Origin of the sequence: Blautia acetigignens (genome assembly GCF_025566865.1) — a bacterium.
Lineage (GTDB): Bacteria > Bacillota > Clostridia > Lachnospirales > Lachnospiraceae > Blautia_A > Blautia_A acetigignens.
On record NZ_JAOQJM010000001.1, the window covers coordinates 243,918 to 267,894 of the forward strand.

The window sequence follows — 23,977 nt, forward strand, 5'->3', positions numbered from 1 at the left end:
TACAGTAACATACTGCATGATTGTAAAGCGAATATTTGTACTTTGCTTTCCTGCTTGTTCATAAATGCAGTCTCATTCATATTTGATGATACCATAGTACTATATTCTTTATTAATATATAAGACCCTTGTTTGTCCAAAAAAGTGTCCTTATTTGCAAATGCTCTCAGTTTTTGCAGATAAAGCCACATATTTTTTCTTTAGCAGAAAACCCCCAGGGCATTGCCCCGGGGGTCTGTTTTATTCACAGTTCAAATGCCTGCAAACACTAGACGTTTCTTCGTCTCTTTATTTCTGATTAGTCATAAAGGTTTGGAGCGATGTCTTCTGCGTCGATGTTTGTAGCATCATACCAGTAACCAGCTGTAGGAACATCCTCAAGCTCCTGTCCGTTAGCTGCTGCTGTCAGAGCGTAGATTGCATAGTATCCCATCATCAGAGGAGACTGTGTAACTGCACCAAGGAATGTGCCATCTGTTACAGCTGCTTTAATGATAGAACCAGCATCGAAACCAACACCGATAACATCGCCGTTAGCTGCGTCAGAACCAAGAACGTTCAGGTTAGCGTTAGCTGCAAGAACTCCCTCTGCGGAAACCTGGTTGGAACCGAAGATAGCGATGCAGTTTTCCTGAGAAAGGATAGCCTGAGCCTCTGTGGAGCAAAGCTCTACAGTTGTCTGTGCCGGAACTGCAACCTGGATAACAACGTCTGCATCAGCTTCTGTAGCGTCAGCACCTGTTGCTGCGTTTACATAGAACTCATTACCTTTAACTGCTACTGTTTTTCCATCAGCTTTAACAAGCTCGATCATCTTATCGATGAATCCTGTACCACGCTGCTGGATGTTCTGAGCTGTAGCATCCTGGTTAACCTCACCGATGATAACCTGTCCCTCAGCATTTGCGATAACGTCTTTGATTGCCGGATACATATTCTCAGCAGCTACAGCACCAGCCTGTGCGTTGTCTGTGCAAACTTCGCAAACTACAGAGCCTTCTGGAGCATCTGTGATACCTGTATCAAATGTAACAACCGGGATTCCTTTGTCAACACATGTCTGAAGAGCTTCCTGTACAGAAGAGGTATCGCAAGCTGCAAGTCCTAAACCAACTGGGTTAGCTGCGATTGCTGTGTTAATCATGTTAACCTGGTCAGCGATATCGGACTCACTGTTCGGTCCCTGTGCGGTATAAGTTACGCCTAATTCTTCAGCAGCTTTGTCCATACCTTTCATAGCTGCTTCCCAGTATGTAGACTGGAAGGATTTAACCATCATTGGGAACTCATAAGCTTCGTTAGCTGTAAGACCATCAAACTGATCTTCCGGAGCTGCCATAACAGTTGTTGCTGCTAAACCAGATACCATTGCTGCACAGAGTACTAATGCCATAACTTTTTTTGCTTTCATTTCTACTTCCTCCTTGAAATAAATTATATAGTTTTTTATGATGATACGCCATTACACCTCTTTGACGCTTCACATCCATTATAAATGTTTCACTCAGACCAGCTGCCTTGCAGCTGGTCTCACATATTCAATTGTTATTTTGCGCTTTTCTTTTCTTTCAGAATATCGATCAGTACTGCAACGATCAGTACAAGACCTGTGATGATCTGCTGCCAGTTCGCCTGAAGACCAACATATGGAAGACCGGTCTTAAGCAGCATGATAACGAAAATACCAACTAAAGTTCCTACTACAGATCCGTAACCACCGGAAGCTGCAACACCACCAACGAATACACCGCCGATTGCATCCATCTCAAGTCCGGCACCTGTACCAGGCTGTACAGTAGGAGTTACTGCTGCATATGCGATAGCTGCAAGTCCTGTAAACAGACCGCATACAACATATACCATTACATGATAGAACTTAACATTGATTCCGGAAAGAGCTGCTGCTTCTTTGTTGGAACCGATTGCGATGGTGTAACGTCCGAATTTAGTATGGTTCAGAACGAACTCCATCAGGATTACCAGAAGAATCATCCACAGGAAACCGATTGGATAACGGGAAGCACTTCTTCCCTGACCAATTGTCAGCTTAAAGATAGAGTGGAACCATCCGCCTGGCTGATTCAGTGTAGGCCATGGTGTAGCACTGCAAAGAGAACCGGCACCACGGGTAATCATACAGGTACAAAGAGTAGCAAGGAATGGCGGCAGATTCATAATACCAATGAGAACACCATTCAATGTACCGATTAAAATTCCGAGTACAATACAAATCAGCATTGCTGCTAATACAGGAACATTGTTGTTTCTTATAAGAGTTCCGCCGATCAGCGCGTAGCATACCATACCAGTTCCGATTGACAGGTCTACACCACCGGTAATAAGCGGGAATGTAACACCGATTGCCATCAAAAGATCATAGTATGAGAAATCTAACATACTAAGGATTGTGGTATACTGTCTGAATTCCTTACTCATGAAGGAAAATACAGCAGACAGCGCAATGATAACCAGCAAAACAACAAATCTTTGATCACTTAAAATACTTTTTTTCTTCTTAGTCATGACGCCCTCCTTATTCGATATTCCGTGTAGCCTTATCCATGATGCGCTCCTGGGTTGCTTCGGAAATATCAATATTTCCTGTTACTTTACCTTCGCACATGATGATGATACGGTCACTCATTCGGAGAATCTCTGTCATTTCAGAAGAAATCATAATAATGGATTTTCCTTCTGCTGCAAGTTTACTCATTAATTTGTAAATCTCGTTCTTGGCGCCAACGTCAATACCTCTGGTTGGCTCATCGAAGATCAGGATTTCACTGTCACGGGTAAGCCATTTTGCAATAACTACCTTCTGCTGATTACCACCGGAAAGATTTACAACCAGCTGATCTGTGGTAGGTGTTTTTGTTGCAAGCTCTTTGACATACTTCTCTGTGACTTTTTTCTCTTTGGACTTATTGATGAATAAACCATTGCAGAACTCTTCCATTGTAGCCAGAGTAGTATTCTCTGTTACAGATTTCTGAACAACAACACCATATCTTCTTCTGTCCTCAGACAGATAACCAATACCATATTTAACTGCATCCTGTGGGCTGTTGATGGTAACCTCGCGAAGCTGTCCTGATTTATCCATAATGGAAATCGTACCGCTCTGCTTCGGATCAGCACCAAACAGTGCTCTTGCGGTCTCAGTACGTCCAGCACCCATAAGACCGGAGAAGCCAAGGATTTCACCTTTATGAAGCTCGAAGCTTACATCCTGAACCATCTTACCTGCGTTCAGATGCTCAACCTTAAGAACTACAGGTGCATCAGGAGCAACCATGCTGTGTTCCTTCGGATCTTCATAAATAACACGGCCAACCATCATATTGATGATATCTTCTTTTGAACTCTCAGCTGTGATCAGAGTTCCTACATAACCACCGTCTCGCATGACAGTTACACGGTCTGTAATAACCTTAATCTCATCCATACGATGTGAGATATATACGATACCAAGTCCCTTCTTACGAAGATCCTTGATGATCTCAAATAAATCTGCAATCTCTTTCTCAGTAAGAGCTGCGGAAGGCTCATCAAAGATGATAACCTCTGCTTTGTGGGAAATCGCTTTTGCGATCTCGCACATCTGCTGCTTACCAACGGTAAGGTTGCTCATTTTCTCTCTTGGATCAATTTCAATATTCAAATCCTGGAACAGCTTCTTGGAATCCTCGATCATCTTCTTGTCATCTACACGGATACCTTTTTTCGGCTCACGTCCGATAAAAATATTCTGTGCAACTGTCAGATCTCCGATCATATTCAATTCCTGATGTACGATTACAACTCCGGCATCCTGAGCTTCACGGGTATTGTGAAATTCTGTTTCTTTGCCTTTATATGTAATTGTTCCGGAATCCTTCTGATAAATACCGGTAAGCACCTTCATCAGTGTAGACTTTCCGGCTCCGTTCTCTCCCATAAGTGCATGTACTTCACCGCGTTTCACCTCGAAATTAACATGATCCAGGGCATGAACTCCAGGAAAGGACTTATCAATATCCTTCATAGTTAAAATAACTTCACCCATTGTCGAATCCTCCCTTATGATCAGTTCTTTCTGCGTCTTGCAGAAACGTCAGCGTAAACTGCTACAATAACAATGATACCAGTGATGATCATCTGCTGTCCTTTACCAAGACCAAATGCCATGATTCCCTGCTGAAGAAGAGAGATGATGAACACACCAATTACAGTACCGCCGATGGAAGCAAGTCCACCAACCATGGATGTACCACCCATTACACAGCCTGCAATTGCCTCGTTGTTATACTGATCGCCATATCCTGGCTGAACGGTTGTATAAGTTGCTACGAAGAACAGTGCTCCGATTCCTACCAGGAATCCGCAGATCATATAAGCAAGCATTCTCCATTTTCTGGTGTTAACACCGGAAAGACGAACTGCCTCACTGTTGGATCCAAGGCAAAGGATATAACGGCCAGGCTTTGTATTATAAAGAACCAATCCGCAAATCACAGCCATTGCAAGGAAAATCACAAGACCAACCGGGAATCCGTTATAAGAAGTAATATTACGGAACCATCCGTTCACCGGATCAGAACTCTGTGGCCAGCTGACTGACTGAGTTTTGGTAAATACAGAAGCAATACCTTTTGCAATGTTCATAGATGCCATGGAAACGATAAATGGCGGAACTGACATATAAGATACCAGCCAGCCATTGAAGGTACCAAATGCAAGACCGATAAGTACGCAAAGTACCATAGCAGCCGCACAGGGAACTCCATAAGATGTCATGCAGTAACCGGAAACCAGTGCACAGCAGAACATAACCGGTCCAATGGAGAAATCGATTCCTCCTGTCGCAATTACAAATGTTACTCCAAGTGATAAGAAGCCCAGGAAGTATACATAGTTCAAGGTGGACTTGATACTGTCGCCAACCGGGAATTTACTTCCGAGTACTGCCTTGAAAACTACGAACATGAGAACCAGAATACATACAAGCAGGATTCTGTTCAGGCCGAGCTTTTTCACAATTGGATTTTGTTTTAACTTTTCCAACTTTTCACCCTCCTTAAGTTTTTGCTGCCGTCCACTTTTTCATAAGCTTTACGAACCTTATCTGTGAGCAGCAACGTTTTCGCACTCTCTGCGTTTTCTATATAATAACGTGAATCCTGCACAATTGTAATAGAATATTTTACAGAAAAAGGTTAAATATTTACGGTATGGCCATAAATATTTAACCTTTTACGGAAAATATGAACAGTTATACTATTTTAATCTGCCCCTAATACATTGAAAGGAAAAATCAACTTTTCGATTTCACTGGAATACATATTTTCCGGTGTTACCAGCTGGCAGCCGGAATTTACATTCTCATCATATGGTTTTCCTTTAAGCATGCGCACAGTCTCCATTACGCCCAGATATCCCATTTTAAAAGCTTTCTGGACCACAATTCCCTTGAAAACACCTTTTTCCATAAGCTGAACTGCTTCCTGGGAGCTGTCCACACCCACCACCTGAATTTCCCCCTCTTTTCCGCACTTTTGCACCGCTCTTGCCGCGCCGACAGCAGAGTACTCATTCATGCCGGCAACCATCTCCAGATCCGGATACTTTTCTATGAGAGCCTCTGTAAGCTGAGATGCCTTATCAAACAGAGAATTGCAGTATACCACTTCCACCACATTCTTATTGTAATCTCCAAGCCCTTCCCGAAATCCCTGTTCTCTTTCTACAGCAGTAGATACGCCCTTTACATGACTGACAATGGCAATCCTGGAATTCTCATTCAGAAGAGTCCTTGCATATTCTCCAAGAAGCTTTCCGGCTTCCAGATTATCTGTAGCAACTGTCATATCCTGAATATTGCTTTCTGTGTAGGAATCTATAAATGTGATCTTAATTCCTTTTTCCTTTGCTTCCTGCAAAAGCTCATCGGATGCATCAAAACTGGACGGAGAAAATAAAATAGCATCTGGATTCTCTTCAATGGCCTCTGCCAGAAACTCATTCTGGCGCTCCACATCCTGCTCCCGCTCCGGTGCCAGAATGGTAAGGGAGGCTCCGCATTCCTGAGCCGCCATCCTTGTGCCGGAAATTAAGGAGGTCCAGAAGTCATTGGTTCCGTCTTCAGTCTTGGGAATATAGATCAGGGACCATTTTTTATTGTTGTTTTTCTGCCGGACATACAGCATCGCCCCGGAAGCAAGACAGACAGTCAGTGCGATGCAAAACAGCAAAATCCATTGTTTACGCTTCTTCATCATGTTCCTCCTGCTCCATGGGAATTACCACTGTGACCGTAGTTCCTTTGCCCTTCTCACTCTTATAGCGCAGACCATAATCCTTTCCATAGTACATGGAGAGCCTTCTCTGCACATTGTACACTCCCACTCCATTGGAACGATAATTTACTTTATGCTTCTCAAAAATATGTTTTAAGGTCTCCTCATCCATTCCTACGCCGTCATCGGAAACCTCAAGCACTGCCTCCTGACCTCTCTGGTATCCGGTTACCCGAAGTATTCCCTTTGTCTCCTTGTATTTCAGGCCATGATAAATGGCATTCTCCACAATGGGCTGCAGTGTTAGCTTCACAATGTGGGTATTCATAATAGAAGGATCTACGTGAATCTCGAATTCCAGCTTATCCTTGTAGCGCATTTTCTGGATGGTCAGGTAGCTTTTTACATACTGGATTTCCTGGCCGATGAGAACAGTCTCATCCTCATTGCTGATGCTCTGGCGCAAAAGCCTTGCCAGAGAAGCCGTCATAAGCACAACATCTTCATATTTCTTTCCCTCTGCCATCCAGATAATAGAATCCAATGTGTTATACAAAAAATGAGGGTTGATCTGGGACTGAAGAGCTTTCAGCTCACTCTTTCGCTTCTGCTCCTGTTCATGTACGTTCTGTGCCATCAGGTCCTCGATCTTGTGTGTCATTACATTAAAGGATGTGGTCAGGCTGCCAATCTCATTCTTAGAAGGAATCACGACATCTGCTGCCTTAAAGTCTCCTTCCTGCACCTTCTCCATGGAATCACGAAGCTTCTGGATGGGAAGGGTAATGCTTCTGGCTACAAAGCTTGAAATCAGCATGGCAATGGCAATCAGCACAATTGCAGTCATGACGTAAATATTGTTGGCTTCCCTGCTGCTCTTTAACAGCTCTGCCATATTCATGCAGCCTACAACAGTCCAGCCTGTAATGTCAGAATGGGAAAAAGTATAAACCTTCTCATCATCCCCCTCGCCTGTGACCACGGTATCAGAATCCGCATTCATAACAATATCGATGTTCTCTGTCTGCAGCTCATTGTAAAGCTGCTGCTGGCTGGGATGATAAACAATGTTTCCGTCCTGATCCAGAATAAACACGTATCCCTTGTCACCAATGCTGTTCTGGTCACACAGCTCACTGATGGCGCTGTAATTCAAGTCAATAAATACCACACCGTCACTGTTCCCTGTGCCGTAGAAATTATGGACCTCCCGGCTTAAGGTGATCACCCACGGGCGCTGCCCCTTGATCACATGCTGCACATGGGAAGAAGTGAGATTATACTGATTGTAATTGTCCACTGCATTTGTGTACCATTCCTGTGTAGACAGATCCAGATCCGGGTTAATGGCCTGGTAGCCGCTGTTTATCAGCATAACCCCGTCTTTTTGAACGATTCCAATATTGCAGATATCTCCGCGGCCCTTCAGAATGGTGCTGAACTGTTCCAGAAGACGTTTTTTGTGGCCTTCCTTTACTGCATCGTCTTCCCCTATTTTCTGATACAAAAGCTGGTAGGCATCCTGGCTCTTGGCAATAACAGAATCGATATTGTCCATGTAAGTAATGTAAGAATCAATGTTCTGGTTCAGCTGTTTGATAATGGTCTGGGTGTAGATTGCGGAATTCTCATAAATCGCAGAATTGGTGTATCTTACGGAAACAAAAGTAGCCACGATCACGGCACAAAGAACCAGAACAGAGACTGCTGCAAATATGGTGCTCTGAATACTCTTGAATCCTATGGCGAAGTTTGTATTTCTGTTCTTTTTATTCATGGATCTCTCCCTGCTTACTCAATCGTCTCCCAGTTCTTGTCTGACTGAAAACTGTCCTGAAGCTTCTTCGAGACGTGAATCTGTTCATCTGCAGTAATCAAAATCACATCAAATTCATCCTGGTGCTGCTCCCAGAACTGAACCGCCTTATCATAGCCCATAATATAAAGGGCTGTAGAAAGTCCGTCTGCAAGCGTTCCATCCGGGGACACAATAGTCACGGATAAAAGATCGTTCTCTACCGGATATCCAGTCCTCGGATCTATAATATGGATGTAGGTCCTGCCATCTTCCTCAAAATACCGCTCATAGCCGCCGGAGGTTACAACCGCTTCATTCTGCACCTGAAGAACCCCTGCATAATCCTGCTGGCTGCCCTTGGGATCACGAATTCCCACTCTCCAGCTGCTGCCATCTGGCTTCGTCCCTATAGCCTGGATATTTCCGCCCAGGGACACCATCGCAGAAGAAACTCCATATCCCTGAAAAATTTCGGTCAGTTTTTCTCCTGTATAGCCCTTGGCAATTCCTCCAAGATCAATCTGCTGGCCTTCTCCAAGAGTTACGGTATTGCCGCTTATTTCTACCGTTCCTCCATCCACATCAGGAAGAAGGTTCTCAATCTCTTCCCCGGATGGAACATGATACTCCCCAGTAGGAAAGCCCCAAAGCTCCATGAGAGGATAAATCGTATCGTCAAAAAGGCCGTCTGTCTCCTGGAAGATTTCTTTCCCGCGCTGGATAATCTCTGCCAGATCATCTGAAACCTCAAGACTGCCCCGCTGATTCAGGGCATATACCTGGCTTTCTTCATTTTGTGCTGATAAAAGTGCATCCAGTCTCTGCACTTCCTTTGCTGCCTTTTCTACTGCCTGCTGACCGCCCCTGCCATATGCGGTAAACTCCATATAAGTGTCCATGGCAAACAGCTGTTTCTGGTATTTTTCATTTTTGCTGTAATTCTGATACAAGCCTGCCGCTGCGATCAGTGTACATACGCACACGCCAGCTATCATCACCAAACGTTTTTTCATACAGATCTTTTTTCCCTTGCATATTCTGTCGGTGTCTTGCCTGTCATTTTCTTAAAGGAAATACTGAAATAATGAGGGTCGGAAAATCCTACCATCTCTGCAATCTCATAGTTCTTCAAGGTTGTCTGCTCCAGAAGCTCCTTGGTCTTCTCCATTCGGATGCGGCTGAGAAATTCCAGGAACGTTCCGCCTGTGGCTTCCTTAAAAATAGTACTGAAATAGCTGGTACTGATGTTCAGGTAGGAACAGATATCATTCAGGCTTAATTCCTGTTCCATATAATGTGCGCGGATGTATTCCATTGCAAGCACGGCCTGCTTCTGTCCGCTGGAGCTGTTCATGGAGGAACATCTCTCAAATACTTCATGCACATAATTCTCGGCCAGTAAAAAAGCCTCATCAAAGGTCTTCTGTTCGGTCACCTTGCCCATCAACAGCTCTCTTTTGTGAAACAGGTCTTCACCGCCAGAGGTCACAGACTCCCAGCAGCTTCCCGCATGACGCAGGATCATCTGAAGGCACACACATGCCTGGCTTTTGTCTGCTCTTGCATTTTTAATTTTTTCTTTCATGTCAGACAGGGCATGGTTTACTGCCTGAAGATTCCCATTTCGGATTCCATTTGTCATTTCATTTAATGACTGCTGTAGGGAAAGGCTTCTTTCCTCTTTTTGTTCTTCTGTGTCAATCAGAAGATTACCGCCTAACAGGTAACGGAGTCCAATTGCATTCTCTGCCTGCTCGTGGGAATGGATCAGCTCTTCTGGATTTTTAACCCAGCCTCCAATTCCGGCAGAAACCTCGATTCCAATTACTTCTTTTACTTTATTCTGAATTTCTTCACAGATTTCATGGGTTTCCTGGGAAAATCCCCTGCAATGATCTCCCATAAAGAGAATGCACACCCGGTTATTGCCTTCCTGATATGCAATTCCAGCTCCTCTTCCGGTTACGATTTCATCTGCCACATTAAACAGAACAAATGCCATCAGGGCACTTTCCTGCCGTTTCTCCATATCAATCTCATGAATCTCAGAAAACAGATCCATATCAAATACAGCTACCCGGTAGGAGGAGCTGTCCATGTAAATCCCCATCTTTGCCAGTTCATCCAGGCTTTTCTGAACATCTCTGGTACAGCCAACCAGTGCCTCAATGGCTTTGGAGCGGATCACGAGGGCATTCTTATGGTAGTCCTGAGAGGTTTTGGTCAGAGATTCTAATTTCTCCTTCTCTTTGCGTTGCTGGTCAACCTTCTCCTTCATTTTACCGATGACTTCCCGAAGCTCCATGGCGGTAACCGGCTTGAGCATATATTCACTTACATTATACTGGATTGCCTTCTTGGCATACTCAAATTCCCCGAAACCGCTGAAGATCACAATCACAATTTCCGGATAATTATCGTGGAGAAAATGACTTAATTCCATGCCATCCATATATGGCATGAGAATATCGGTAAGAACAATATCCACCGGATGAGTCTTCACAAAATCAGCGGCCTGCTTCCCGTTCTCGCAGTCCCCCACCAGTTCGCAATCCATGGATTTCCAATCAATATTCTCCTTAATCGCATCTCGTACCAGGATTTCATCATCAACAAGTAAAATTCGATACATAGTTTTTGCTTTCCCTTTCTGTCTGTTATTCGTATGTATCTGATCGGCTCCCCCCGGTGCCGGTCTGTACCATATTTCCTCAAAACATTTACCAAATATCATATTATCACATGCCATATCATTATGCAAACCAAACAACTAAGAGTATGTGAAATTCACAGAAAACCCGAGAATTAAGTTTGCGTAGCAAGCGCTGCTTCTTGCGCATTACACAAGAAGATTTGTCTTTCCTGGCATCGAGAAACGTGCTATTGGGCAGCAAAAGCTGCAAAGTTGTCCCTTGCTTCAAGGACTTTGCAGCTTTTGTATGAAATCTTATTGTTTTCCTAGAGTGTGTTTGAAAAAGGCTTTCTGCAAGATGTGCGTTATTTCACAATAACGCCGTCCTCATCCCACAGGTCGTGCCAGTCTTTGGCGCCTTCCCACAGGAATACATGACCCTTGATCAGACGGTTGTTCTTATCTAAGGAACGGATTGTCTCCATCTCCGCATCTGTCAGCGGATCTTCTGTTACGCACTTCAGGTTCATAGTGTAGTTCTTCTCCTTCAAAGAGAACGGAATCGGAGAAATGCCTCTCTGTACTGCCCATTTGATGCAGATTACTGCCGGATGAACGCCATGTGCCTCAGCAATTGCCTTCAGTTCTGGCAGCTCAATATCTGCAATATCCTCTGGCATCTTGTCACGCTCCGGACGCTCCGGGGAACCGATTGGACAGAATCCAACTACTTCAATGCCCTGTTTCTGGCAGTACTCAAACAGCTCTGGCTGCTGGAAGCATGGATGAAGCTCCATCTCAATTGCGGCTGGCTTAATTCTGCAAAGAGGAAGAACTGCCTCAAGCTTCGGAATGGTCATATTAGACATACCAATGTGCTTGGTCAGGCCCATGTCTACCAGACGCTCCATCTGACGCCAGGTCTTCATGAAACGCTCTACTGTAAATGGCTTGGAATCAGGGTTTCTGGAATCCACATCGCAGTGAGGTGCATGATAGTTCGGGAATGGCCAGTGAACATAGTACATATCCAGATAATCCAGCTTCAGGTCCTTCAGTGTCTTAGCGCAGGCAATCAGTACATCTCCATCACCATGCATGTCATTCCATACCTTGGATGCGATGAACAGATCTTCTCTTTTTACAACACCTTCTGCAAACGCGTCAGCAAAAACCTGTCCGATCATATCCTCGTTGCCATAGCAGGCAGCGCAGTCAAAGGAACGGTAACCTACACGGATTGCGCCAGCCACTGCTGCGGAAACAGCATCTGCATCTGCATGGTCACTTCCAAATGTTCCCATTCCTACTGCTGGCAACTTCGCGCCAGTATAAAGTGTTCTCTGCGGAACAATTGCCGGATCGATCATTGTCATCTTTTTATCCTCCTTAACATTTCGCACATTTTTTATATTTATTATTACAGTCTGGTAATCTCAATCTGAGGCAGCAGCTTCTCCATATCTTCCATTACGAAAAATCCGGTCTCTTCTCTCATGGCTGCTGCCGCGGAGATTGCGCTTGCAAGACGCAGGGTCTCCTCTAACGGGAGTCCCTTGGACAAACCAAGGGCAAAGCCTGCGATCATGGAATCGCCGCATCCTACTGTATTCACTGCATCTATTTTCGGAACACGGGCACGGAAAATTCCATCATCTCCCACTGCAAGGGATCCGTCTGCACCAAGGGAAACAGCCACGATCTTCACGCCTCTCTCGTGGATTGCCCTGGCAGCTTCGATAATCTCGGAAATATCATCACAGCGTTTGCCCGTAAGCATACGGATTTCATCAATATTTGGCTTAATCATGGTAGGAATAGCCTCAATTCCCATCTCAAGAAGCTTGCCGCTGGTGTCCAGGATCACTGGAATTCCAGCATCCTTCACAATTTTTACAAGGCGCTGATATGCAGTTCCGTCCAGTCCCTTGGGAACACTTCCCGACATGGCTACTACCTTGGCTTCCTGAACCAGCTGGCGAAACTTCGCCTCAAAACCAGCGAAATCCTCCTCTGTCAAAGTGAATCCAGGTTCCAGGAATTCGGTCTGTACCTGATTCACTTCATCCCAGATATTGATGCAGGATCTGCTCTCAGCATCCACATGGTAAAAAGCACTCCTGATTCCAAAAGGCTTCAGTGCATCCTCAATATAGGCACCAGCGTGGCCCCCCGCAAATCCGGTAGCCACTACCTCTGCTCCATAGATGGAAGCTGGCTTGGACACATTCAGTCCCTTGCCGCCCGGTACATAGGTGCACTCTTTCACACGATTTACCTCGCCGGTGCGAAAGCCCTCTACTACATAGCGCTTATCAATTGCAGCATTTAATGTTACTGTCAGTATCATATGCTCAGTCCTCGTTCATCAGAAGAATCTTGCCTTTTACAAGACCTGGTGTCTTATAAAGCTGGAAGGCTTCCTGCGCCTGGCTCATAGGCATCTTGCGATAGATAAATCCCGGGTCAAATTTCAACTGTCCGGTTGCAAAATAGTGTGCGGTAAGATCCCACTCCTTGCCCGGGAATGGAGAACTGTAGGACATCCAGGAACCGGTCAGCTTGAATTCCTTACGGTTCATGTTCTCCCACTGCTTCGGTGTAAAGGTAAGGTCAGCATGAGGAGTACCGATAAAGCATACATGAGCCTTATTGGCAGCCAGTTCAAATGCCATATGCATGGTAGGAACCTGTCCTGCTGTCTCAAATACGTAACCATAGCCCTTACCGCCAGTAATTGCCATAGCCTCTTCCATATAGTTCTCTTTGGTGGTATCGATTACAGCGTCTGCACCCATACGTTTCGCAAGGTCAAGACGCTCCTGGCTGATATCAAACACTACAACCTTCTTGGAACCGAAAATCTTCGCCCACTGCATAGTGAAGATTCCGATGGTGCCGCATCCTAAAATTGCCACACACTGTCCGCCCTGATAATCATTCTGAAGAAGTCCGTGAAGGGCAACAGTAGAAGGTTCAAACATAGCTCCCTGCTCATAGGAAATAGATGGATCAAATGGAATGGCATTCTGCTCTGGAATTACTACATAATCCGCATTGCTTCCCTGCTGTCTGGAGCCGATAAAGCTGTAATGCTTGCACAGGGAGAAGTTTCCGTTCTGGCAGTCATCACATTTCATACAAGGAAGAAGAGGTGCACCGGATACACGGTCGCCTACTTTTACTTTGGTAACGCCCTCTCCAACCTCTACAACGTCTCCTGAGAATTCATGTCCCAGAACGATAGGATAGAAATGAACGCCGTGATTCAGTACACGCGGCACATCGGATCCGCAGATACCGGAAGCTTTTACTTTAATTTTGACCCAGCCTGGCTTTGCCTGTGGCTCTTCCACTTCCTGATACTGAACATCCTCATTTGCAACTACAGCTGCTGCTTTCATCTTAAAATACCTCCTTACTGCCGCACCATCATATGTTTCAGAGAGTCATAAAGTTCTCTGTATGTACGGTATGCCTTGTCATAAACTTCTTTCCTGGAAGGATCCGGCTGTTGACGTCTTGTCTCCTTGACCGTCAGGGAAACCGCTTCCTCATAATCTTTATAAAATCCAACACCTACTCCTGCAAGAATCGCAGCCCCTAAAGTAGACGCGGTGTCAGAAGCAGGCACTACTACATCCTTGCCTGTTATATCTGCCTTAATCTGGGTCCAGAGAAGGGAATTGGCAGATCCGCCCATTGCACGGAGCACCTTCACTTGAGCCCCAGCCTTCTCTGCCACTTCCAGATTGTGACGAAGGGAAAATGCAACGCCCTCCATACAGGCCCTTACCATATGTCCCTTGGTCTTGGAAAAATCAAGGCCATAGAAAACACCCTTGGCATATGGGTTCCAGATTGGGGAACGCTCTCCGGACATATAAGGAAGGAATACCACACCTTCACTTCCGGCTGGTACTTCCTGTGCAATCTGGTTGAGCTGGTCAAGGGAAGACTTGCCTGTCTCTTCCTTGCGGCTTCTCTCAAAATCTGCGAACTCCCGCTCGAACCAGCGCATAACCCCGCCGCCTCCGGTGGTGCCTCCCTGAAGGAGCCACTTTCCCGGCACTACATGAAATCCCAGGATCAGGCTTGGGTCTGCCTTGTAGGTATCCGTGCAGATACTCATGCCGCCTGCCTGTCCGCCCTGCTCCTGTGTCTCACCAGGATGGATCACGCCAGCTCCAAGTGTACCGCACGCTGCATCAAGACCGCCGGCTACTATCGGAGTGCCTGCTGCAAGTCCGCACTGGGCTGCTGCCTTCTCATTTACCGTTCCTACTACCTGATCGCAGGGAACGATTTCCGGAAGAAATTCCATTGGAATTCCCAGCTTCTCACACATCTGCGCATCCCATGTACCAGTGCGCATATCAAAACAATGCAGTCCGTATCCCTGGGAAAGATCCTGTGTCACTGCACCGGTCAGCCTGTAGGCAATAAAGCTGTTGGACTGAAGAATCTTGTAGATTCTGCTGTATACTTCAGGCATGTTCTCCTTATACCACAGAATCTTCGCTGTAGCATAGGAAGGCTGAAGGGAATTACCAGCAACTTCAAAAATATTCTCGCTGCCAATTTCATTATTGAGTCTGTCACAAATCTCCTGTGCCCGGGTGTCCATCCAGATTGGTGTATCTGTCAGCACATTTCCATCCTTGTCAATGGCTATGGCTGACCAGCTCTGTCCGTCGATTCCCACTCCTGCAATCTGCTCCGGGGAAATTTCTCCTTTGCTTAAGCATTCCTTTATGGCACCGCACACAGCCTGCCACCATTCCTCCGGATTCTGCTGAACCCATCCCTCCCTGGGATAATACACAGGATAGTCTCCATTTGCGTAAGCCATTACCTGTCCGTTTCTGTCAAACACAGCCACCTTACAGGCACTGGTTCCAATATCAATTCCTAATAAATAGTTCTTGCTCATCCTTGTCTCCTTATGGATTTCCCCATAAAAATATCGGTCTGAAGCTTCCGCACCACTGGCTCCTGAAGTTCTTCCTTTCCCTCAAGGCGTGCCAGCATCAGCTGGGCCGTCTCGCGGGCAATCTTCTCTGTGGGCTGGGATACAATGGTAAGTGCCGGGCGACAGGCCCGGGCAAAAGGAAGATTGTCAAAGCCCACCATGGAAATCTCCTCTGGCAGGGATACTCCCATCTCATTCAATCCGATCACAGCTCCCATAGTCATCTCGTAATTAGTGACAAAAACTGCGGTCATATCCGGATTCTCCTTCACCAGGGCTTCCACAGCCTGAACGCCGCCCTGAATGGTGTAATCCCCGTGACAGATCAGCTTCTCATCAACAGGAATGCCGTGCTTCTTCAGTGCCTTGATATATCCAAGCATACGCTGTCTGGCAGTATAGATCTCATCCGGACCGCCGATCAGCCCAATCTTATGATGCTCCTGCTCCACCAGCATGGTAACTGCCTTCTCAGCAGCCATCTCATTATCTACCAGCACACAGTCACAGGAAAGTCCCTGGATCATACGGTCAATAAGCACGATGGGCTTCCCAGTTCTCTGAAACTCTTTCAGATGGGAACCTGTCATATCCACAGGCATATTGATGATTCCGTCCACGCGCTTCCTGGTAAGAAAGTCCACAGCTTCCCTCTCCAGGTTCTTATCGGTCCTGCAGTCACAGACAATGGCTGCATATCCATGACTGCGCAGAATATCCTCCATGCCGCTGATGATCTCGGCGCAGAATACGTTATTCAGCTCCGGGATCACCACCCCCACTGTCTTCGTGGCATTAGTCTTCAGTCCGCGGGCAACCTCATTCACTTCATAGTGTAATTCTTCGATGGCTTCTTCGATTTTGATGCGGTTCTTCTCCCTTACATTACCCCCGTTAAAATAAGAGGAGATCGTTGCCAAACCAAGACCTGTCCGTCTGGCAATGTCTTTCATCGTCGCTGCCATAGGGCTGCCTCTTATTCAGCTTTGCCGTCACAGCCGCAAACCTTCATACGGGCCATTACAAGCTCTTTCACAGCTGCAATTCCAGCCTTGCCGTATGCCTTCGGGTCAAATACCTTCTCATCTTCCAGTGTCTCTCTTACTGCCTTGGAGTATGCTGCACGAAGCTCTGTAGCAAAGTTCACCTTGCAGATTCCTCTCTTGACACAATCCATTACGTCCTCATCGCTAAGTCCGGAAGCACCATGAAGAACTAACGGAATATCTACGACCTTACGGATCTCGCTTAAACGCTCCTTATCAAGGACTGGTGTTCCTACATAGAATCCGTGAGCAGTACCGATTGCAACTGCAAGAGAGGTAACACCTGTACGCTCTGCAAATTCCTTTGCTTCCTGCGGATCTGTATTGGTATCTGCTACAGCAACCAGATCGTCTTCCTTACCGCCAACCTTGCCAAGCTCTGCCTCGCATGGAATTCCCATGGATGCTGCAACATCAGCAACCTTCTTGCTCACCTCGATGTTGCCCTCATAATCCAGCTTGGAGCCATCGATCATAACAGAAGTATATCCGGCCTTGAGAGCCTTCATCGCAAGGTCAAAGCTGCTGCCGTGATCCAGATGCAGGCATACAGGAACGGAAGCCTTGGCAGCTTCTGCTGCAACGATTGCCTGATAGGTCTCCAAAGTTCCGTACTTGATGGTAGACGGGGTAGTCTGGATCATAACCGGTGCCTTCAGCTCCTCTGCAGCCTGGATGATTGCTTTCACCATCTCCATATTCTCTGCATTGAATGCACCGACTGCGTAACCTCCCTGCTGAGCCTTCAGTAACATTTCTTTAGATGTAACAAGTGGCATATTTTCCTCCTTCTGCCTGTGCCGGACAGGCTGTAAGCTTTCGCTTTTTCAGAAACCGAAACGTTTCCGTTTGAGTTCATAATAACTCTTTTGCCAGTTCCTGTCAACTGTAAATATTTCATCTTTTTCCGTAAAATTTTAACTTGAAATGTTGTTTAAATACGGGTAATTTATAGAGTAGAATACTTTCGGAACCGAAGTATGTTTCAGGCAGATTTCGGTTCTCCGAGAAAGAACGAAGGGAGATTAAATTATGTTAAAAGGAATTCCGGAAATACTTTCACCACAGCTTTTAAAGGTATTATGTGAGATGGGCCACAGCGACCGTATTGTAATCGCAGACGGCAACTTCCCTGTAGAATCCATGGGTAAGAATGCAGTTGTTGTACGCTGTGACGGACATGGCGTTCCAGAGCTTCTGGATGCGATCCTGACTGTTATCCCGCTTGATTCTTATGTAGAGAAGCCGGTAACATTAATGGAAGTTATGCCTGGTGATCCAGTTAAGACCCCGATCTGGGATACCTATAAGGAAATTGTTTCCAAGCATGACGACCGCGGTGCAGACGCTGTTGGAAATATTGAGCGCTTTGCATTCTACGAAGAAGCCAAGAAAGCATACTGCATCATCGCTACAGGTGAGAAGGCAGTTTACGCAAATGTTATGCTTCAGAAAGGTGTTGTTATCAACAATTAATTCCAGACTCTATGAAAAAATACAGCCTTGCTGCTGTTTTATAACAGCCTCCTATCAAAAAAGCTCCGCCGTTTTCATTCCGGCGGAGCTTTTATTTTGTATTCTTATTTACTTAATCATTGTCTTTTTTGTTTCTCTTAAGGAGCCAGATCACAACTGCAATTCCGATAATGATTACAACGACTAGAATCCAGATCAGTGATGTCATGCCGGAAGAGGTCTTCTCCACATTCTCACTGGATGCTTCCTGTCCTGCACTGTCCGTTGGAGTGGCAGCCTCAGTTGGCTTCTCTGTAGGTGCGGATGTCTCAGTCGGCTCCGGAGTTGGAGTGCTTGTATTAGTCGGCTCCGGAGTTGGAGTGCTTGTATTAGTTGGTTCCGGAGTTGGAGTGCTTGTATTAGTTGGTTCCGGGGTCGGGGTGCTGGTATTGGTTGGTTCTGGAGTTGGGGTGTTGGTTGGCTTCGGAGTTGGGGTTGCAGTTGCCTTTGCCTTAGTGTCTGCTGCAGCTTTTCCAACAGCCTGTGCATCATCCTCAGAATTCATACCAATTCCATCTTCCGCCTGCGGCTCTGCCACGTCAGAATTGTCAGCTGCTCCAGCCTCTTCTGATCCATTGCCTGCAGTGTTCGTTTCATCCGTATCTGCAGCCACTGCTGCATCAGCTGTACCTGTCTCTTCTGCTGCCTGCGCAGTGTCAGGAATCAGTTCTACAGTGCTCTGCTCAGTATTAGTAGCCTGTGCAATGTCTACCCAGCCAGATACATCGCCTGCTGTGGTTTTGCCCCAGATGCCGTCCTTGCCGGTGTCAACTTCTACGTCAATATGTAATTTCTCGCCGTTGGCAATGTTGCAGCCGCCGGATACTGTGCCATATTTCTTGCCAGGTCCCTTGTAAAGGGAAACAGAACCATCTTCCTTGGCATTTACGGTAATGTCATAATTCACATCTGTACTTCCATACAGGGCAAGCTCGGAAGCAACAGCCTCAGCAAGAGTTGCTGGCTTCAGATATTTCTCTTCAAGGAAGCCAAACATTCCGTGAAGCTGTGTATACAGCCACAGGTTTCCTGCATCGTCCTTGCTCTCTCCTTCTACATGGATAGCCGTTCCATTAAGAATCAGTTCATCGTTCAGCTTCGGACTGTCAGTACTTGCCTCAGAAAACATGTCCACTCCGCCGTCCGGTGATTCCACAATCATATAATAATCGGTTTTATAATCTACCTGCTGTGATTTCCCTGCATCTGCAAAAGCGCTTACAGACATACAGAGGGTGAGAACCACAGCCAGCAGCAATCCCAGCTTTTTCTTCATAAATGTCCCCTTTTCCCTGTTATATACTTTTTTATGCTAGTCTTTATTGTACCACATCACCAAGAAGTTGCAACCACTTTTTTCTTTATTTTTCCAGTATTCGAGCCGAATAAGAGTGGTTTTACTTCTTGAACGACAAAAGGCCCGGCGTTCGTGGCATAATCAGTTTATGCTACTTTTCTGAACTGTATAAAACTTACGGCAGGATCAGAAAAAATCAGGCAACGCCGCGTCAGATGCTGAAACTCGTTATCTATGCAGCAATGAATCGAATCTACTCAAGCCGGGATATCAGGAAGGCATGGAAACGGGCTATTACGAAAAACCAGGCCCGGTTATACACGAAACTAACTTCTTTTGTGGCTGAATGCGAAGAACTTCCCTTTTTTGAAAGATATGGAGAGTCACTTAGGCTTTAAGTATTCAGAGATCGTTGCAGATGCCGGATATGAAAGTGAAGAAAACTATCTTTTCATTGCGGGGAACAGACAGAAGATCTGGAACGGATCACAAGTGAGTATGGAACGATGCTCCGTATGAACCGCAGTATTCAGGCAGAAGGTTCTTTTGCCGATGTAAAAGAAGACATGAATTTTCGGAGATACCTGTACCGAGGAAAAGCGAATGCACTGGCAGAGAGCATCCTTCTTGCAATGGGACGAAATATCAATAAGCTTCATTGCAAGATTCAGACCGGAAGAACAGGAAGTCATCTTTTTTCATTAAAGACGGCATAGATTTAGATGGTTGAAAATAAAACAGTTCGAAATAAGGCATGCCGAAAGGGATGTCTGGGAATGAACTGTGTTTATAGAGAATGGCATCGAAACCACAACCAGTTTCGATGCCATTTGGGCTTAAAGCAGGGCTGCCGCCCAGCAAAAAATATTTGCTAATGCGACAGCCCCTTTCGCGTCCTTCTTTCGAAGTCTTGGGGGGAGAAAGAAGGCGATTATAAAAAGCTAATTATTTATAAAGAGGTCCATAATTCTTGCAAGCTCTGAAGTCTGCACCTTCTTTATCCATTCCAAATGCATTCCAAGCTGCCGGACGGAAAACATCTGCTTCAGGTACGTTATGCATGCAAACCGGGATTCTCAGCATAGAGCACATTGTAATCAGATCTGCACCAATATGTCCATAGGAGATTGCACCGTGGTTAGCACCCCAGTTATTCATAACATCATAAGCAGTCTTGAATGCACCGTCTTTGCCATCGCATCTCGGTACAAACCATGTGCATGGCCATGTATAGTCAGTACGTTTCCAAAGTGTATCAGATACATCCTCTGGAAGCTCTACAGTCCAGCCCTCTGCAATCTGAAGAACCGGTCCAAGTCCTTTTACAAGGTTCAGACGGATCATAGTTGCCGGCATGGTGGCTCTTGTCTCGAATCTGGAGGAGAATCCGCCGCCACGGAAGTATCCGTTATCAGCTGCATTCCATGTAGTAGCCTTCATGATTGCTTTCTGATCTTCCTCTGTAACATTCCACCATTCTTTCATAACGCCGTTGCCGTTCTCATCTTTCACAACACCGGAAGCATCAAGGCAACATGCACCGGAGTTGATCAGGTGAATGATACCATCGTTTTCTTTTGCAACGCCTTCAAGATCATATCCTGTAACACGTTTTACTGCATTTGCACTCCAGTAGGTACGAACATCAGCAAACATCTGAGCACGTCCGGTAAGAAGTTTCATAAACAGCATTCCAAGACCGTTAAGTACGTCATTCTCTGTAGCAAGGATGTATGGCTCTCTTGCTCCATCCCAGTCAAAGGATGTGTTCAGCATTGCTTCTGCAAAGTCACCATTCGGATAGAAGTCTGTCCACTGTCTCTGTCCCTGGAAACCAGCTGCAAGTGCATTGTGTCCGATAGCTTCCTCTGAGAATTTCGGGTCAAGATTGTCGCATCCATTCATAAGCTCTTTAATGATAACAGCCATCTTAACTACGAACTCAAACTGCTCTTCTTTCTGCTCTTCTGTCATCTGAAGTTCCGGTGGGTTCTTGTCAAATCCGATGGTGCAGTTCTCTTTTGCCCACTTCATTGCTCTGTCGAACTCTTCGTGATCATAGATGCCCTCTGTCATACGGCGGATAATCTCAACCTCGTCAACAGACTCTACACGCATTCCAAGATAGGACTCGATGAAATCAGGATCGATAATAGATCCGCCGATACCCATTGTAACAGAACCGATCTGCAGCCAGGATTTGTTTCTCATGGTTGCAACAGCAACAGCTGCACGGCCGAATCTTAACATTTTTTCTTTTACATCTTCTGGCATTACTGTGTCATCAGCATCCAGAACCTCATGTCCGTAGATACCGAATGCAGGAAGACCCTTCTGTGCATGTGTAGCAAGAACGGATGCAAGGTAAACAGCACCTGGTCTCTCAGTTGCATTGAATCCCCATACAGCCTTGATGGTCTGTGGATCCATATCCATTGTCTCTGCGCCGTAGCACCAGCAAGGTGTAACGGTTACAGTAATATCAACGCCTTCATGTCTGAACTTATCAGCACATGCAGCAGCCTCACCAACACGTCCGATGGTGCTGTCTGCGATTACAACCTTTACAGGCTCGCCATTGGAATATTTTAAGTTTGCCTCATATAATTCCTTAACGGATTTGGCCATATTCATGGTCTGCTCTTCCAGGGATCCTCTTACGTCGAGGGCTCCTCTACGTCCGTCAATTGTCGGTCTGATACCGATTACAGGGTAGCTTCCGATTAATCTGCTCTTTGCCATAGTAGTTCATACCTCCTGTTATAAATAAAATTTGCTTTTTATAAACATTTTCTGCGTCAGGTTCTGCGCCTGGGTGCTGTCAAGGGTTCAGCAATTCTTCTGATTTCCCTTAACCTCTCATATCTTACATTATATGATTGATTCTGGAAAATTACTTGTGTTATAATAGCAAATAATAGTACAATATTCACCTTTTCTGTTGGAATGACAAAATTTCAATAAATTTGCGGAAGGAGGAATGATTTTGCAGATTATAGATCAGAATGAAGACCGTCCCAGAGGGACTTATGAGTTTCCTTTTGAGTTTCACCACATTGACCAGAGCCATCCCAGATATGTGATGTCTTACCACTGGCATGTGGAATATGAAATCATCCGCATTCTTACCGGAGAATTTACCGTCACTTTAGACGAAAAAAGTTTTAAAGCAGTGCAGGGTGATGTGATTTTTGTCCACAGCGGAATCCTGCATTCCGGAATTCCTGTCAATTGTGTCTATCAGTGCATTGTCTTTGATATGAACGTATTTTTGAAGCTGAATTCCGTATGCGCGGATTACATCCAGAAGATCGTCCACCAGGATATTCTGATTTTTCACCACTTTGACCAGCGTTATCCGGATGTTCTTTCGGCAGTAAATTCCCTTTTTCAGTCTATGGATGAAAAAAAGCCTGGATATGAGCTTTCTGTAATCGGACAATTTTACCACTTTTTCGGTATTGTTTTTGGTAATCATTACTACCTTGACAGCCAGCCCAAAGCGCGCCGGGATTACAAGAGGATCCTGCAGCTGAAGCAGGTAGTGGAATTTATTGAAAAGAACTATGCTTCTCCTCTTACCCTGGGGCAGCTGTCTGATTCCGTATCCATGTCCCCCAAGTATTTCTGCCGCTTCTTTTCGGAAATGACCCATCAGACTCCTATGGACTATCTGAACCGCCAGCGCATTGAGCAGGCCTGCTACCAGCTTTCCACCACAGACGATTCCATAACGGATATTGCCTATCGCAACGGCTTTAATGATCTGAGTTATTTTATCCGTACTTTTAAGAAATACAAGGGAACCACTCCTGGAAAATATAAAAAAAGCTGATCCAGTTTGAAAAACAGGGAACAGCTTGAAGCCAAAATTGATTTTCGGAATTGTGCCGGGCGGGAATGCACCTTTACCCCCGCCCGTGAAAAAGAACTTTATTCTTTTTTCAAAAAGCACCAGATATGTAGAAGATATGATTTTTTTCGCCGCAAGAAAACGACAGAGAACTATTCCCGCATTTTCATGCGGGCTATGGTGATGCACTTTATGCATCTTCTTTTGCTGTACAGACACGAAAAATCGTATTTTCGTTATACAGGCTGGTTATTCCAGGACCCTTATGCTGCGCGTCTCGAGTTAAATGGATGATGGAATGATTGCTGATCAGGCTGAGTAGCCCATGGCAGAAAACTGTCCGCACATACTGCAGCAGAACGCCGCAGAAAATCAGAAATTTGTTTTTCTCTTTCGTTTCCTCTATTCTAACAAAGTTTTTGGTCTGTTACAATAAAATTCGGTCGTAAAATTCTCTTATAAATCGACAGCCGTTCCCGTCATTTTCCGCTGTTATTGAGATATTTTATCAATATGCAGCGTTTTCTTTTGGAATAAACGTGCTATAATAGTTTTAGTTAGAAGATACTAACAAAAGTACGAAGAAGGGA

At 45.5% G+C, this 23,977-nt stretch carries 18 protein-coding genes and 1 pseudogene; 3 read left to right on the top strand and 16 right to left on the bottom strand.

Going from position 1 to position 23,977, the window contains the following annotated elements:
• Positions 1 to 297: 297 nt before the first annotated feature.
• From OCV70_RS01090 to OCV70_RS01155, 14 genes are all read right to left on the bottom strand, one after another.
• Complete coding sequence (locus OCV70_RS01090; protein WP_186900730.1) at positions 298 to 1,410, bottom strand: substrate-binding domain-containing protein; 1,113 nt, start codon at positions 1,408 to 1,410, stop codon at positions 298 to 300.
• A 134-nt stretch (positions 1,411 to 1,544) separates the two neighbouring features.
• Complete coding sequence (locus OCV70_RS01095) at positions 1,545 to 2,522, bottom strand: ABC transporter permease (RefSeq protein ID WP_117850709.1); 978 nt, start codon at positions 2,520 to 2,522, stop codon at positions 1,545 to 1,547.
• A 10-nt stretch (positions 2,523 to 2,532) separates the two neighbouring features.
• The gene (locus OCV70_RS01100) at positions 2,533 to 4,044 is read right to left on the bottom strand and encodes a sugar ABC transporter ATP-binding protein (RefSeq protein WP_117850711.1); all 1,512 of its coding nucleotides are present in this window, start codon (positions 4,042 to 4,044) and stop codon (positions 2,533 to 2,535) included.
• 20 nt (positions 4,045 to 4,064) lie between these two features.
• On the bottom strand, positions 4,065 to 5,042 hold the full coding sequence (locus OCV70_RS01105) for an ABC transporter permease (protein ID WP_262579022.1): 978 nt from the start codon (positions 5,040 to 5,042) through the stop codon (positions 4,065 to 4,067).
• A gap of 218 nt (positions 5,043 to 5,260) precedes the next feature.
• Positions 5,261 to 6,253: a substrate-binding domain-containing protein gene (locus OCV70_RS01110; RefSeq protein ID WP_021926672.1), complete on the bottom strand. Its 993-nt coding sequence runs from the start codon at positions 6,251 to 6,253 to the stop codon at positions 5,261 to 5,263.
• Positions 6,240 to 8,051, bottom strand: a complete 1,812-nt coding sequence (locus tag OCV70_RS01115; RefSeq protein ID WP_021926671.1) for a sensor histidine kinase — start codon at positions 8,049 to 8,051, stop codon at positions 6,240 to 6,242. Before OCV70_RS01115 ends, OCV70_RS01110 begins: the two co-directional genes overlap by 14 nt.
• A gap of 14 nt (positions 8,052 to 8,065) precedes the next feature.
• Positions 8,066 to 9,085, bottom strand: a complete 1,020-nt coding sequence (locus OCV70_RS01120; RefSeq protein WP_186900728.1) for an FAD:protein FMN transferase — start codon at positions 9,083 to 9,085, stop codon at positions 8,066 to 8,068.
• Positions 9,082 to 10,704 (bottom strand): response regulator, encoded by a 1,623-nt coding sequence (locus OCV70_RS01125; RefSeq protein ID WP_195587185.1) that lies wholly within the window; start codon positions 10,702 to 10,704, stop codon positions 9,082 to 9,084. Before OCV70_RS01125 ends, OCV70_RS01120 begins: the two co-directional genes overlap by 4 nt.
• Positions 10,705 to 11,069: 365 nt before the next feature.
• On the bottom strand, positions 11,070 to 12,080 hold the full coding sequence (locus tag OCV70_RS01130; protein ID WP_021926668.1) for an aldo/keto reductase: 1,011 nt from the start codon (positions 12,078 to 12,080) through the stop codon (positions 11,070 to 11,072).
• 44 nt (positions 12,081 to 12,124) lie between these two features.
• Positions 12,125 to 13,054 carry a 1-phosphofructokinase gene (gene pfkB / locus OCV70_RS01135; RefSeq protein ID WP_021926667.1) on the bottom strand — a complete coding sequence of 310 codons (930 nt, stop codon included), beginning with the start codon at positions 13,052 to 13,054 and terminating at the stop codon, positions 12,125 to 12,127.
• A gap of 4 nt (positions 13,055 to 13,058) precedes the next feature.
• Positions 13,059 to 14,108 (bottom strand): galactitol-1-phosphate 5-dehydrogenase, encoded by a 1,050-nt coding sequence (locus tag OCV70_RS01140; protein WP_117850720.1) that lies wholly within the window; start codon positions 14,106 to 14,108, stop codon positions 13,059 to 13,061.
• Between the two features lie 14 nt (positions 14,109 to 14,122).
• Positions 14,123 to 15,637: a xylulokinase gene (gene xylB, locus OCV70_RS01145; RefSeq protein ID WP_262579026.1), complete on the bottom strand. Its 1,515-nt coding sequence runs from the start codon at positions 15,635 to 15,637 to the stop codon at positions 14,123 to 14,125.
• Positions 15,634 to 16,641, bottom strand: coding sequence for a LacI family DNA-binding transcriptional regulator (locus tag OCV70_RS01150; RefSeq protein ID WP_173767253.1), 1,008 nt, complete (start codon positions 16,639 to 16,641; stop codon positions 15,634 to 15,636). Before OCV70_RS01150 ends, xylB begins: the two co-directional genes overlap by 4 nt.
• Before the next feature lie 11 nt (positions 16,642 to 16,652).
• Positions 16,653 to 17,501 carry a class II fructose-bisphosphate aldolase gene (locus tag OCV70_RS01155; RefSeq protein ID WP_021926663.1) on the bottom strand — a complete coding sequence of 283 codons (849 nt, stop codon included), beginning with the start codon at positions 17,499 to 17,501 and terminating at the stop codon, positions 16,653 to 16,655.
• 253 nt (positions 17,502 to 17,754) lie between these two features.
• Here OCV70_RS01155 and OCV70_RS01160 point away from each other — a divergent pair, with 253 nt between their 5' ends.
• Complete coding sequence (locus OCV70_RS01160; protein ID WP_021926662.1) at positions 17,755 to 18,198, top strand: RbsD/FucU family protein; 444 nt, start codon at positions 17,755 to 17,757, stop codon at positions 18,196 to 18,198.
• A 112-nt stretch (positions 18,199 to 18,310) separates the two neighbouring features.
• On the opposite strand, the gene OCV70_RS01165 is transcribed toward OCV70_RS01160, so the two are convergent.
• Positions 18,311 to 19,513 (bottom strand): hypothetical protein, encoded by a 1,203-nt coding sequence (locus OCV70_RS01165; RefSeq protein ID WP_262579030.1) that lies wholly within the window; start codon positions 19,511 to 19,513, stop codon positions 18,311 to 18,313.
• Between the two features lie 491 nt (positions 19,514 to 20,004).
• Between OCV70_RS01165 and OCV70_RS01170 the strand changes: the two are divergent.
• Positions 20,005 to 20,250, top strand: a pseudogene (locus tag OCV70_RS01170) (transposase); the annotation flags it as partial.
• A gap of 229 nt (positions 20,251 to 20,479) precedes the next feature.
• Here the strand turns inward: OCV70_RS01170 and OCV70_RS01175 are convergent.
• Positions 20,480 to 22,276: an L-fucose isomerase gene (locus OCV70_RS01175; protein WP_262579033.1), complete on the bottom strand. Its 1,797-nt coding sequence runs from the start codon at positions 22,274 to 22,276 to the stop codon at positions 20,480 to 20,482.
• Between the two features lie 244 nt (positions 22,277 to 22,520).
• Here OCV70_RS01175 and OCV70_RS01180 point away from each other — a divergent pair, with 244 nt between their 5' ends.
• Positions 22,521 to 23,369 carry an AraC family transcriptional regulator gene (locus OCV70_RS01180; RefSeq protein ID WP_021924664.1) on the top strand — a complete coding sequence of 283 codons (849 nt, stop codon included), beginning with the start codon at positions 22,521 to 22,523 and terminating at the stop codon, positions 23,367 to 23,369.
• Positions 23,370 to 23,977: the final 608 nt, after the last annotated feature.

Bases quoted from the DNA above. Each gene is read 5' to 3' on its own strand.
- OCV70_RS01150 (WP_173767253.1), bottom strand. From the start codon at position 16,641: ATGGCAGCGACGATGAAAGACATTGCCAGACGGACAGGTCTTGGTTTG.
- OCV70_RS01175 (WP_262579033.1), bottom strand. From the start codon at position 22,276: ATGGCAAAGAGCAGATTAATCGGAAGCTACCCTGTAATCGGTATCAGA.
- OCV70_RS01130 (WP_021926668.1), bottom strand. From the start codon at position 12,080: ATGACAATGATCGATCCGGCAATTGTTCCGCAGAGAACACTTTATACT.
- OCV70_RS01090 (WP_186900730.1), bottom strand. From the start codon at position 1,410: ATGAAAGCAAAAAAAGTTATGGCATTAGTACTCTGTGCAGCAATGGTA.
- pfkB (WP_021926667.1), bottom strand. From the start codon at position 13,054: ATGATACTGACAGTAACATTAAATGCTGCAATTGATAAGCGCTATGTA.
- OCV70_RS01160 (WP_021926662.1), top strand. From the start codon at position 17,755: ATGTTAAAAGGAATTCCGGAAATACTTTCACCACAGCTTTTAAAGGTA.
- OCV70_RS01115 (WP_021926671.1), bottom strand. From the start codon at position 8,051: ATGAATAAAAAGAACAGAAATACAAACTTCGCCATAGGATTCAAGAGT.
- OCV70_RS01165 (WP_262579030.1), bottom strand. From the start codon at position 19,513: ATGAAGAAAAAGCTGGGATTGCTGCTGGCTGTGGTTCTCACCCTCTGT.
- OCV70_RS01100 (WP_117850711.1), bottom strand. From the start codon at position 4,044: ATGGGTGAAGTTATTTTAACTATGAAGGATATTGATAAGTCCTTTCCT.
- OCV70_RS01140 (WP_117850720.1), bottom strand. From the start codon at position 14,108: ATGAAAGCAGCAGCTGTAGTTGCAAATGAGGATGTTCAGTATCAGGAA.
- OCV70_RS01110 (WP_021926672.1), bottom strand. From the start codon at position 6,253: ATGAAGAAGCGTAAACAATGGATTTTGCTGTTTTGCATCGCACTGACT.
- OCV70_RS01125 (WP_195587185.1), bottom strand. From the start codon at position 10,704: ATGTATCGAATTTTACTTGTTGATGATGAAATCCTGGTACGAGATGCG.
- OCV70_RS01120 (WP_186900728.1), bottom strand. From the start codon at position 9,085: ATGAAAAAACGTTTGGTGATGATAGCTGGCGTGTGCGTATGTACACTG.
- OCV70_RS01095 (WP_117850709.1), bottom strand. From the start codon at position 2,522: ATGACTAAGAAGAAAAAAAGTATTTTAAGTGATCAAAGATTTGTTGTT.
- OCV70_RS01155 (WP_021926663.1), bottom strand. From the start codon at position 17,501: ATGCCACTTGTTACATCTAAAGAAATGTTACTGAAGGCTCAGCAGGGA.
- xylB (WP_262579026.1), bottom strand. From the start codon at position 15,637: ATGAGCAAGAACTATTTATTAGGAATTGATATTGGAACCAGTGCCTGT.